The sequence below is a fragment of the Paenalcaligenes hominis genome, assembly GCF_041359055.1.
GTDB classification, from domain to species: Bacteria; Pseudomonadota; Gammaproteobacteria; order Burkholderiales; family Burkholderiaceae_B; genus Paenalcaligenes; species Paenalcaligenes hominis_A.
In genome coordinates this window covers 174,451-186,822 of sequence record NZ_JBGJKZ010000005.1, presented here as the reverse complement: position 1 = coordinate 186,822, position 12,372 = coordinate 174,451, and the positions used below count along the sequence as shown (strand labels likewise).

General features: G+C 49.4%; 9 protein-coding genes and 1 pseudogene. 6 read left to right on the top strand and 4 right to left on the bottom strand.

The genetic code is table 11. The annotated features are described in order from the left end of the window. Complete coding sequence (locus ACBP46_RS11960) at positions 1 to 1,683, bottom strand: type I secretion system permease/ATPase (protein WP_371016947.1); 1,683 nt, start codon at positions 1,681 to 1,683, stop codon at positions 1 to 3. Between the two features lie 132 nt (positions 1,684 to 1,815). Between ACBP46_RS11960 and ACBP46_RS11955 the strand changes: the two genes are divergently transcribed. The 5 genes from ACBP46_RS11955 to ACBP46_RS11935 are packed head-to-tail and all read left to right on the top strand — an operon-like array spanning position 1,816 to position 7,149. After that, entirely contained in the window at positions 1,816 to 3,180 is a 1,365-nt protein-coding gene (locus ACBP46_RS11955; RefSeq protein ID WP_371016946.1) for a TolC family protein, read from the top strand. After that, positions 3,162 to 4,217: a GDP-mannose 4,6-dehydratase gene (gene gmd, locus ACBP46_RS11950; RefSeq protein ID WP_371016945.1), complete on the top strand. Its 1,056-nt coding sequence runs from the start codon at positions 3,162 to 3,164 to the stop codon at positions 4,215 to 4,217. Before ACBP46_RS11955 ends, gmd begins: the two co-directional genes overlap by 19 nt. Then, positions 4,217 to 5,098 carry a GDP-mannose 4,6-dehydratase gene (locus tag ACBP46_RS11945; protein WP_371016944.1) on the top strand — a complete coding sequence of 294 codons (882 nt, stop codon included), beginning with the start codon at positions 4,217 to 4,219 and terminating at the stop codon, positions 5,096 to 5,098. Before gmd ends, ACBP46_RS11945 begins: the two co-directional genes overlap by 1 nt. A gap of 9 nt (positions 5,099 to 5,107) precedes the next feature. Further along, positions 5,108 to 5,905, top strand: a complete 798-nt coding sequence (locus ACBP46_RS11940) for an ABC transporter permease (protein ID WP_371016943.1) — start codon at positions 5,108 to 5,110, stop codon at positions 5,903 to 5,905. Further along, positions 5,902 to 7,149, top strand: coding sequence for an ABC transporter ATP-binding protein (locus ACBP46_RS11935; protein ID WP_371016942.1), 1,248 nt, complete (start codon positions 5,902 to 5,904; stop codon positions 7,147 to 7,149). Before ACBP46_RS11940 ends, ACBP46_RS11935 begins: the two co-directional genes overlap by 4 nt. A 52-nt stretch (positions 7,150 to 7,201) precedes the next feature. Here ACBP46_RS11935 and ACBP46_RS11930 read toward each other — a convergent pair whose 3' ends face one another. The 3 genes and pseudogenes from ACBP46_RS11930 to ACBP46_RS11920 all read right to left on the bottom strand — a co-directional run. Beyond that, on the bottom strand, positions 7,202 to 8,605 hold the full coding sequence (locus ACBP46_RS11930) for a mannose-1-phosphate guanylyltransferase/mannose-6-phosphate isomerase (RefSeq protein ID WP_371016941.1): 1,404 nt from the start codon (positions 8,603 to 8,605) through the stop codon (positions 7,202 to 7,204). A 110-nt stretch (positions 8,606 to 8,715) separates the two neighbouring features. Further along, positions 8,716 to 9,921, bottom strand: a complete 1,206-nt coding sequence (locus ACBP46_RS11925) for a glycosyltransferase family 4 protein (RefSeq protein WP_371016940.1) — start codon at positions 9,919 to 9,921, stop codon at positions 8,716 to 8,718. Positions 9,922 to 9,967: 46 nt separating this feature from the next. Then, positions 9,968 to 11,038, bottom strand: a pseudogene (locus tag ACBP46_RS11920) (glycosyltransferase family 4 protein); the annotation flags it as partial. A 171-nt stretch (positions 11,039 to 11,209) separates the two neighbouring features. On the opposite strand from ACBP46_RS11920, the gene ACBP46_RS11915 reads away from it, so the two are divergent. After that, positions 11,210 to 12,352: a glycosyltransferase gene (locus ACBP46_RS11915; protein ID WP_371016939.1), complete on the top strand. Its 1,143-nt coding sequence runs from the start codon at positions 11,210 to 11,212 to the stop codon at positions 12,350 to 12,352. Positions 12,353 to 12,372 lie beyond the last annotated feature (20 nt).

Below are 12,372 nucleotides of genomic sequence, written 5' to 3'. Positions count from 1 at the left end.
TTAGCGCGCCGCTTGTAATTCAGCAAAAACCTGTTGGGCTGGGCCAAACTTCATTATTGCGCCTTCTTTCAGTACCAACAAGGTATCGACTTGGTTCAGGATACTGGTGCGATGCGTAATAATGAAGATGGTCGCGCCCGTGGCTTTGACCTGGGCAATGGCTTGTGCCAGCGCACGCTCGCCCACCTCGTCTAGATTAGAGTTTGGCTCGTCCAGCACAATCAGTCGGGGGCTGCCGTAAAGGGCGCGAGCTAAACCAATGCGCTGACGCTGTCCGCCCGATAGGTTAACGCCGCTAGAGCCAATCACCGTATCGTAACCATTGGGTAGCTGCAAAATCATTTCATGCACACCTGCCAACTGAGCCGCAGCAATAATTTTTTCAGAGTCGGGCGCGCCAAAACGGGCAATGTTGTCGCTGATGCTGCCTTCGAAGAGCTCGATGTCTTGGGGTAAATAGCCCATGTACGGGCCTAGTTTGGTTTTATCCCACTGCGATAGTTCAGCGCCGTCCAAACGGACCGTGCCGTGCTGGGCACGCCATACCCCCAGTAATGCGCGTGCCAAGGTGGATTTCCCCGACGCACTGGGACCAATAATACCCACGGTTGTGCCAGCAGGGACGTTAAAACTGATGTTGCGTAAGATAGGGGTTTTGCTGCCAGGCGCGGTGACCATTAACTGCTCTACACTAAGCTGCCCAGTGGGCGCAGGCAAGGGCAACGGGTCGATTTCCTGATCTAACTGCTCAAGCACTTTGGTTAAGCGTTCGTACTGGCCCCGTGCAGACACAAAGCCTTTCCAACTGCCGATCATTAAATCAATGGGGGCCAGAGCACGTCCAAGCAAGAGCGAACCAGCAATCATCATGCCAGGGTTGATTTCGTGGTTGATCGCCAGATATGCCCCCAAACCTAGAATTAAGGACTGCACAATTTGCCTAAAGGTTTTTGAGATGGCGGAAACTGTGCCTGCTTTGTCACTGGCCTCAGACTGGAAAAAAAGCACCCGTTTTTGTTTTTCCTGCCAGCGCTGACGTAACGAAGTCAGCATACCCATCGAAGCGATGACCTCGGCATTGCGTAAGTTTTTTGTGGTGTAAAGAGAGGCGTCGATGTTTTCGCGGTTGGCCTCAGCCAAGGGCTTGGCGCTGACTTTTTCGTTGATAAAGGCCAACACAACGAGGAAAATCGCCGCCCCAATAGCAACCCATCCGAACCACGGATGAAATAAGAACATAACGGCCAAATAGAACGGGAACCAGGGCGCGTCGAAAAAAGCAAACAGGCCATTACCTGTCATGAACTGGCGCAAACCGTTTAAGTCGTTCATAGGCTGCGCGCTGGCGTCCATACCGCCAGAGGCTAAGGCGCGGTTAAAACTGGCTTGGTACACATCGCTGCTAAGGCGCTGATCGAGCTGATTGCTGATGCGCACCATAAGACGAGATCGAGTCCATTCCAACAAGCCCATCGTAATCATTAACGCTGCCATAATGATGGTTAACATGACCAACGTGGGGATACTGCCACTGGTTACTACCCTGCCATAAACCTGCAACATATAAAACGCGGGCGTAAGCATGAGCAAATTAACAAACATGCTGAAAAACCCAACAGCAAAAAAGCTGCTTCGACAAGCGCGCAGCGCATCATGTAGGCGATTAACAGTGGGGTTTGACATAATCTGGGGAGTAAAAAGTAATGGGAAATAATAACATATACACACGATAGGCATGACGCGGCTGTGTTAGAATTTTTGCTCGGTGTCAGCGCCGAGTTGGTGTGACTGTTTATTATGACGTTAGGGGGTATCGTGCGTATTTTTCTTAGTAGCGTGCTGATAACACTAGGGCTTAGTCCGGTGTGGGCCGCCCCAAGCTCCCAAAGCAATCTGCTGAGCCTCTATTGCGAGGCCCGCACACAAGACCCAAAAGTATTGACCTCTCGCTATAACGCTTTGGCTGCCGAGGCCCGCGAACGCGAAGCGCTGGGTGCGCTTTTGCCGCAGGTTTCTGCCAGCGGCCAGTTTAACCGTACTCGTCGCAGTGGCGATGTGCCTACTGAGTACTATAATACTCACCGCTATACCCTATCACTGTCTCAGCACATCTACAATAAAAGTGCTTGGGAAAATTACAAAAAATTTCATCACCGCGCCATTGAGGGAGAGCTACAGGCCGAAGACCAGCAAGCCGAAGCCGCGGTTGAGCTCGCACGGCGTTATTTCAGCGCGCTTGCAGCCCAAGACGAGTTGGATTTAATCGAAGCCGAGCTACGTACCACCCAAAAAAGCCTAGACCAAGCCGATGCGCTGTTGGCGAAACAACGTATCCCCCGCTCCGAGGCCTTGCAACTACAAGCCCGGGTCGAAACCCTAAAGGCGCGTGTGATCGAAGCCGACAACCAACGCACTGTACACCTCGAGTCGTTAACGGAGTTAGTGGGCCGTCCCATTACAGAAAACCTAAGCCGTATCCGCCAAGACATTAAAATGACGCCGCCCGACGAGCCCATGGATACTTGGGTACAACGCGCCCTAAGCAACAACAAATCCTTACTTGCGCACAGCGCCGCGATCGAGGCATCGAATGCCGCAGTCAAAGAAGGCCGCGGTGGGCATTACCCCTCGGTTAGCTTAAACTTGTCTACACAACGTAGCGATGTGGGCTACGATAACGTCATTGCTCCACGCACCAACAGCTTAATAGCAGCCGTCAACGTCAATATCCCTATCTATAGTGGTGGTTCCACCCTAGCCAGAGGGCGTGGCTTGTACAACGAGTTGCTTAGCACTCAACAAAACTACGAAGCGGTCAAGCGTGAGCTAGTCAAAAACAGCACCAGTGCGTATTTGACACTACAAGCCAGTACCAAGAAAATCGATGCTCTAACCCAAGCCCTACAAGCTGCTAACGAGTCACGCGTTGCCTCCGAGGTTATGTTCGAACGTAGTTTAATTAATGCGGTCGATATGTTGAACAGTGTGCAGCAAGAGTTTTCCGCACGCCGCGACTTGCTTCAAACTCATTATGATTTTGTGATTAATCGTCTCATGCTTTCTCGTTGGGCTGGAGCTTTTTCCGCCCAAAGCATTTTTGACGTGAATGGTTGGCTTGAGGGCGCTGCGCTGCCAACCGCATCTACAGGTATAGATTATCAATGTCAAACCTCTCCATAAAGAATAAACGCGCTATTGTTACAGGCGTTACCGGCCAAGACGGAGCCTATTTGGTGCAGCTGTTATTGGAAAAAGGCTATACCGTGTATGGCACCTACCGCCGTACTAGCTCGGCTTCGTTTTGGCGGTTGGATTACCTAGGCGTGCAACACCACCCCAATCTGCACTTAGTAGTGCATGACCTCACCGACTTATCAGATAGCATCCGTTTGCTGCAAAAGACCCAACCACACGAGCTTTACAACCTAGCTGCCCAGAGCTATGTGGGCACTTCTTTTGATCAACCTATCACTACAGGCGAAATCACGGGTTTAGGTGCTGTGAATCTTCTAGAAGCCATCCGCATCGTAGACCCCAGCATACGGTATTACCAGGCCTCCACATCAGAGATGTTTGGAAAAGTACAAACCATTCCCCAGACCGAGTCCACGCCGTTTTATCCGCGCAGCCCATATGGTGTTGCAAAACTCTATGCACATTGGATGACCATCAATTACCGCGAGTCTTATGGCCTGTTTGCGACCAGCGGCATTTTGTTTAATCACGAGTCACCATTACGTGGGCCTGAGTTCGTTACACGTAAAATTACCCAAGCCGTGGCTCGCATTGCCACGGGCAAACAAGATCTGATCGAGCTTGGCAATCTAGATGCCAAGCGAGATTGGGGCTATGCCAAAGAGTACGTCGAGGGCATGTGGCGTATGCTTCAAGCGGATCAGCCTGATACGTTCTTATTAGCCACTGGACGCACCGAATCTGTGCGCTCTTTTGTAGAAATGGCGTTTAAAGCCGTAGACATGGCTATTACGTGGCAGGGTAACAACGAATCAGAGGTTGGCAAACTGGCGGGCTCTGAGCGCGTGCTGGTACGCGTCAACCCCGAATTTTATCGCCCTGCCGAGGTAGATTTACTGGTGGGCGATGCCTCATATGCGCACGAGGTCCTAGGTTGGAAGCCCAGTACCACGCTTGAGCATTTGTGCAAGATTATGGTTGATGCCGATCTACGGCGTGAACAGGTTCCAGGAGCCCTATAATGTCAGTATTAGTCACAGGTGCCTCAGGTTTTACGGGGCGAGCCTTATGCGCTGCGCTGCACGAGCAAGGGCAAACTGTGCACGGCCTAAGCCTACGCCCGTTTCATACGGTGCCTTGGTCAAATTACTCTGTCGATTTACGTGACTCAATGGCACTGCACGAGCTGGTGGCACAGTTGCAACCCAAAACCATTGTGCATTTAGCGGCACGCAGCTTCGTCGACGACACGGATAACCTTGGTTTTTACGAGCATAATGTCGTGGCAACCACCCATCTGTTAGACGCTGCTCGAGCGCATGGGGTGTCACGTGTAATTGTCGCCAGTAGTGCCAATGTGTATGGGGTACCCTCGTCAGACGATTTGCCCTTAAACGAGTCCTCCCCTTTACGTCCAGTCAATCATTACGGCGCGAGCAAATTGGCAATGGAACACATTGCACGCACCTACAGTGACGATTTTGCTCTTACTATTACCCGTCCTTTTAATTACACGGGTTTAGGTCAAGCAGCGCATTTTCTAGTACCCAAGCTAGCCGCCCACTTTTCCCAACGCAAAGTGCAAATTGCCTTAGGCAATCTGGACATTGCACGGGATTACACCTCCATTAACGATGTGGTGCGGGCTTATACCCTACTGCTTGGTTGCGACGCTGCAGCGGGTCAAACCGTTAATATCTGCAGTGGTCGTGTCTACACATTACGCCAGCTACTAGCGCTTTTTACCCAGTTGTCTGGTCATTCCCTTCAAATCCAAAGTCAACCTCAGTTTGTGCGCCGTCATGATATTGCCGTGCTTAGCGGTGATTACGCTTTATTGCATCAACTGTGTGGTTGGCAGCCTACGCAATCCATTCCCGATCTATTGCAAAGCATGTTGTAACATCCAAACATGAATACCTTTTACCGTTTATGGCTCTTTAGAGACTATGTGCTCAGCGCCATTATTACTGATCTGCGCTATCGCTATACGCGCAGTGCCTTAGGTGGCGTTTGGGCTATTTTGCAGCCCTTGGCCCAAGCCGCTATTTTTGCTGTGGTGATGTCTGTGATTATGCAAGCACGTTTACCCGGTATGACCAGCACCACCTCTTATGGGGCCTATTTACTAAGTGGCTTGTTAGGCTGGAACTTATTTGTAGATGGTGTAAATCAGGGACTAGGGCTGTTTTTACGGCATGCCAACACCATTAAAAAAGTCCGCTTTCCCTTGTTGTCTTTGCCTATTATTGCTGGGGGAATTACCACACTTAACCATGCTCTGTTGCTGCTTGCCACCCTATTTATTTTGAGTTTGCTGGGTTTTGCCCCGCTAGCACCTAAGGTTTGGCTGATGCTACCTGTGTTGTGGTTGCTTACACTTGGGCTTGGGCTTGGGCTTGGGTTGATGCTGGGCATCGTCAATGTGTTCATGCGAGATTTAGAAATTGTGGTACCTATTGTGTTGCAGTTAATGTTTTGGTTTTCCGCTATTGTGTATAGCCCAAGCGTACTACCCGAGCTATATCAGCGTTTATTGTTAATTAATCCTATGGCTGGCATTGTCCAAGCCTATCACACGGTCTTGGTGTTTGATCAATGGCCAGAGTGGTTTTGGTTGGCTTATCCCGCTGCGTTAGTGGTGGTGTTTTTTACGCTGGCTGCGTGGTTATTTAAACGGTGTTTTGTTCAAATGGTGGATATTTTATGATTCCGGTCGGTGGTATTCACGTTCAGAATCTTAGCAAAACCTTTTATCGTTATAAAAACGACGCCCAACGGTTTTGGTCTTGTTTATTCTCGCGCGTGCAGCCGTTACAAGTCCATGAAATTTTGAAGGATTTATCGTTTACGGTACAACCTGGGCAGGCGGTAGGTATTATTGGTCACAATGGGGCGGGTAAATCCACCCTGCTGAAAATGCTAACTGGCACCTTGCAACCATCCTCAGGTACAGCGCAGGTAGCCGGGCGGGTTGCTGCTATTTTAGAACTAGGCATGGGGTTTAACCCAGACCAAACAGCCCGTGAAAATGTACGCCACGTCAGCGGTTTAATGGGCATAAAACAAGAGGAAATCGAGGCGCTTATGCCTAGCATCATCGATTTTTCTGAAATTGGGTCGTATTTTGACCAACCAATGCGTGTGTACTCAAGCGGTATGCAGGTACGTGTGGCCTTTGCTCTTGCCACGGCAGTGCGTCCTGATGTGCTGATCGTAGACGAAGCGTTGAGCGTGGGCGATACCTATTTTCAGCATAAAAGCTTTGCCCGTATTCGCGAATACCGCGACCAGGGCACGACTCTTTTGTTTGTTTCGCACGACCCAGGCTCAGTATTGGCTTTATGCAATCGCTGCTTATTAATTAACCAAGGCCAATTGGTATTAGACGACGAGCCAAGCGTGGTCATGGACTACTACAATGCGCTCTTAGCAGAAAAAGACCAGTCCGTAGTCGGTGAAAAAACCATCGTCCAAGAGCGTACCGAACATGGCATTCGCACGCGCTCAGGTTCGGGTGAAGTGCATTTGGACCACATCGAACTACTGACAGAACAACGTGAAACAGCAGAGTTTTTACATGTAGGCCAACACACCACCTTGCGTGTCGAGGCAACCTGCCATCAAGATATAGACCAATTGGTCTTTGGCTACATGATTAAAGACCGATTAGGCCAACCGATTTTTGGTACGAACACACATCATACCCAGCATCCCATAACGACAGTTAAGGCGGGGGAACGTCTTGTGTTTGAGTTCGACTTTCCTGTGCAGTTAGGTGAAAACAATTACTCCATTGCCACTTCTTTTTCTAATGGAGACACTCACCTAACAGGAAATTATGAGTGGGTTGACCATGCGTTGGTGTTTAATGTGGTGAATTTAGATCAAGACAACTTTGTAGGGTCGGCGTGGATCCCCCCGACGCGGGTGCATATTGAACGCCTACCTTAAAAAAAAGCCCGTCGCACAGCAACGGGCTTTTACGTGGTTTATTGGTTAGGGACTATTGACGCCCATAGCGGTCTTCAAAACGCACAATATCATCTTCACCCAAGTAGGCACCCGACTGTACTTCAATGAGCTCAAGCGGTACTTTACCAGGGTTGGATAAACTATGGGTAACGCCAAGTGGAATATAGGTAGATTGGTTTTCGCTAAGTAAACGCTCCTCGTCCCCACATCGCACTAGCGCGGTGCCAGACACCACAATCCAATGCTCGGCGCGGTGATAGTGCATTTGTAACGACAGGGATTCGCCTGGAGCAACAAAAATGCGTTTGACCTGATAGCGTTCGCCAATATCCACTGTTTCATAATGCCCCCACGGACGATGTACTACAGGATGCGCAATGTATTCAGGGCGATCTTTTAGCTTGAGCTGGTCAACAATTTCACGCACGGCTTGGGTGTCGTCCTTGTTGGCAATAAGCACGGCATCAGAGGTTTCCACTACCACTAGGTTTTCCACGTCCACAGTTGTAACCAGACGATGGTGCGAGTGAACTAGGCTATTGCGCGTGTTGTACGTCAACACATCGCCACGAATGCTGTTTTGGTCTGCATCACGTTGATCTGCATCGTAGATAGAGCCCCAACTACCTAGGTCTGACCAGCCCGCATCCAAAGCCACCACGGCCCCTTTATCGGTGTGCTCCATAACGGCATAATCCACTGACTCGGAGGCGCACTGAGCAAACTCAGCCTCGGGAATGACGGTGAAATATAGATCGGTCTGGGCTGCAGCCAGCGCGAGTTTACAGTCTTCGAGTAGTTGCGGGCATAGACGCTGAACCTCGGCCAGAAACACTGAGGCCTTGAACATAAACATACCGCTGTTCCACAAGTACTCACCACTGTCTAAGTAGCTTTGTGCTGTGTCAGCATCGGGTTTTTCTTTGAAGGATTTAAGCTCGAATCCATTCGCAAGGGCAGCGCCAGTATGAATATAACCATAGCCTGTTTCAGCGTGCGTAGGGGTAATGCCAAACGTGACTAAACGCCCTTGTTCGGCTAAACCAGCCGCATGCTGGATAGCGTTATGGAAGATGGCTGTTTCCGCAATGTAGTGATCGGCGGCCAACACCAATAGCACCGGATCTTCGCCTGTTTGCATGGCGGTTAAGGCAGCCAGCACAATAGCAGGCGCTGTATTGCGGGCAATAGGCTCTAGAATAATCGCGCTTTGCTCTAGGCCCATTTGGCGTAATTGTTCGGCCACAATAAAACGGTGGTTTTGATTGCTGACTATGATGGGATTATCGTGTGCTAAACCACCTAAACGTGCCAACGTGTCCTGCAACATACTGTCTTGGCTGCTTAGAGCCAAAAATTGTTTGGGGTAATTTTGTCGAGAAAGCGGCCACAGTCTAGAGCCACTACCACCGGCAAGCACAACAGGTAAAAACATGAGAACTCCGTTTCGTACCATATAAACTGGTCGTTAATAGGTCAGATTTTAGCAAAGCTACGTCGTTTACCTACCTAACTTTAACCTAACCGAAAAATAACAGCATAAATTTAGAGGCACTGCTTATAGACCTCGACCGTGCTACGCGCACACTTTGTCCATGAAAACTCGCTAGCGCGCTTTAGACCGCGTTCAATCAAATCGGTTCGTAACGAGGTGTCTTGTACTAAATGTGCCAATTGTTCGGCCAAAGCCTGAGTTGAGTTGCCGTGCAAAAGCACTGCGCCCTGAGCAAACTCAGCCATGGACGTGCCCTCGCGACACAGCACCGGCACACCAGAGGCCATCGCCTCTAGCACAGGTAAGCCAAAGCCTTCGTAAATAGCAGGAAACACAAAACCCATGCTGCCCGACACCAAAAAGGGTAAATCAGCATGGGAGACATAATCTAAATACCGCAGCTGACCTTGGTCCTGCAGGGTACGCAACCGCTCCATGACGTGATCATACTGCCAACCGATGCCGCCCGCTATGACTAACTGTTGGGTGCGACGCAAAGCTGGATCTATCATTTCCCATGCATTTAATAGCTCTTCGACACGCTTACGCGGCTCGATAGTTCCCACATACAACACATACTGCCCGTGTGTGAGGCCATAGCTGTCTAACACGGACTGGGTTTGCGCAGCCTGACGTGGCTGAAAGCGCTCGTCCGCAGCTAAATAGACCGCATGCACTCGATCGGGACTGACCTTAAAGTGATCGATGATTTCCTCTCGTACCAGCTCGGAAACAGTCAAAATGTGTTCGGCAGAGTTAACGGCCTGCTGAATACCCGTTTGTAACCACTCTAAACGTTTTGCAGGTAAATATTCAGGAAAATGAATCCATGATAGATCGTGAATGGTAGTGATCAGTTTATTTTCTGTGCGTACCGGAATAAAGTTTGGCTCGTGGTACAAATAGGTAGCCAGTTCTTTTTGTTGTTGTCGTAATACCGCGCTGCCATAGGCTTGTTTTAAACGATAAGCCCCCGGAATAGCGCGGGCATAACGCTTGAGGCGTCCGTAAACTTTGGTTGAAAAAGAGCGTTTTACCATTTCAGCCGGAACAGGGGCAGGCTCGGGCGTAGCGGACGTCTGGGGCTTGGTCAGTCGATCAAGGACTTCATGCGCAGGGACTACGTGTTGCCCCGTAAACGCTTTGATGTCAGTAAACTCGGGCATGGTCACAAACTGCTCAAGCAGCCTATAGGTATAGGTACCAATCCCGGTTAACGGTGCATTTAGCGGTTCAGTATTAATCAGTAATTTCATGAGTATGCTGGATAAAATGAGTGTATTTTTCTTGTACTAGCTCTTTGAACTGCTGTTTAAAACGGTCAGTTGAAAACTGCAATGCATGGGTACGAATTTGCTGTGGGTCGGCGTTAAAATGCGCTTCAAAATCAGTTACCGCCTGTTGAATAGCTGCACTGGTTTGCTCGGTAAACAACCAGCCAGTTTTTGTATGGCGCACAGTTTCGGCTGCCCCTCCTTTGCCAAAGGCAATAACGGGCGTGCCACATGCTTGGGCTTCGACCATCACAATGCCGAAATCCTCTTCGGCAGCAAATACAAAGGCTTTGGCACGCTGCATGGAATCAACTAACACGTCATGAGGTTGATAGCCAAGAATCTGCACATTGGGTGTGGCCACGGCACGAATTTTCGCCATGTCGGGACCATCGCCAATAACGACTAATTGCTTGTCTGGCATAGCGGCAAACGCCTCGATAATGAGCTGAATTTTTTTATACGGCACCATACGCGATGCAGTGAGATAAAAATCTTCTTTAGGCTTTGTGCCTAGCTGAAAACGCTCTACATCCACACAAGGGTAAATCACCTTGGCCTTGCGCCGATAGACTTTGTGAATACGGCGCGCAATATATTGGCTGTTACCAATAAACACATCTACCCCATTAGCGGTGCGCAAATCCCACAAGCGTATTTTGTGAAGTAAATATCGCACTACTAGACTTTTTAGCCCGGTGTTTAAACCGCTTTGCTCTAGGTATTGGTGTTGAAGATCCCACGCATAACGGATGGGGGTATGGCAATAACAAATATGTAACTGCTGGGGACCTGTTAATACCCCTTTTGCTACGGCATGGCTGCTACTAATGACCACATCATAGGTACCCAAATCGAATTGCTCGATGGCGTAGGTCATAAGCGGCAAATAGTGCCTGTAATGTTTTTTTGCTAGGGGTAGGCGCTGCACAAAGCTGGTGTGTACGGGTTTGTTTTGGATAAAACCGCGCTGGTCGGACGGCAAAAAATCAACGATAGAGAACACGTCTGCCTGCGGCCACAACTGGACGAGCTGCTCTAGCACGCGTTCTGCGCCTGCGTAGGTGACGAGCCAGTCATGAATTATTGCAACTCTCATACCGTTTTACTTGTTTTTAACAAAATATAAATAATCATTAAAATACGCAAAGATGTCCGTAAAAGAGCGCCCTGTTTGATCGAATTCACTCTGCGCATTGATGCTACCGTTCTTTAGGTGGTTTGATCTTAACAGATTCAGCATCCATTTCTTCACATTGTCTCTTGATCTATGCATAAACGATTACTTATATTAGGAAGCCGCGGTGTTCCAGCCCAATATGGCGAAAAGGAAAGCCTAGCCGAAGAGCTGGCTTTGCATCTGGTACAAAAAGGGTGGCGCGTAACGGTTTATTGCCAAGAGGACTGGAGTCGAACCGTACCTTACGAAACCATGTGGGGCCGCGTGCGTCGGGTTCATATTCCAGTAAAACAAACAGGCTCTGTAGGCCAATTCATGTTTTACTTAAAGTCGGTATTGCACGCCCGAAAGCAGGCTTCAATGACCCTGATACTAGACGATCAGTATGCGTTTTTAAGTATTTTCCAACGCCTGCGCGGCAAAGTAGCTATTTTCCACTTAGGCAGTCGGCCCCAGCTTAATCCACACAACCACTTCTTGAGCCGGATGTGGGCACGTTTTAATGAAAAAATGGCGTGTTTGCTCGGAGATTATTTTATTGTAGATAACGCCGAAATCATCAACTATTTCCAACTGAACATCACAAAAGATAACAGCTATCTTATTCCTAGTGGGGCGCTAGCAATTACCGATGCCAGCACCACCGATCTCCGTCAGCTTGGACTGGAGTCAGGCAAGTACGTATTGATAGACGCACTGGCCCAGCCTGAAAATAGTTTGTTGGAAATCGTTCAAGCGTTTAGCCAAGAGCAACGTCGGCATCAGTTAGTGGTGGTGGGCGCGTTTGACGATGACAACCCTTACCATCAGCGCGTCTTGGTCTCTGCTAGCGACGAAGTCAAATTCATTGGCCCTATTCACGACAAAACCACATTACGGGCCTTGCGCTATCACAGTCTACTTTTTGTGCATGGGCACCAGTTGGGGGGCACAAGCCTTAGTTTAGTTGAAAGTTTGGCGGCGGGTTCACCTATTATTGCTTTCGACACGCCTTCGACACGGTGGGTCTGCGCAGAGGCAGCACTTTATTTCAATGACAGTACCAGTTGTGCTGCACAGCTGCATCGTTTGCTTAACGAGCCCGAATTACGCGCTGGTCTGAAACAAGCTGCGCGGTTGCGTCATGCCGAGCTATTCACCTTAGACAGCATGCTGACCGCGTATGAAAACGTCTTAACCGCTCTCAACCCTTACCAACCACTGGCCGAGGATGACTCTGAGCTGCATCCATAATCTCTATACAACTAAACACT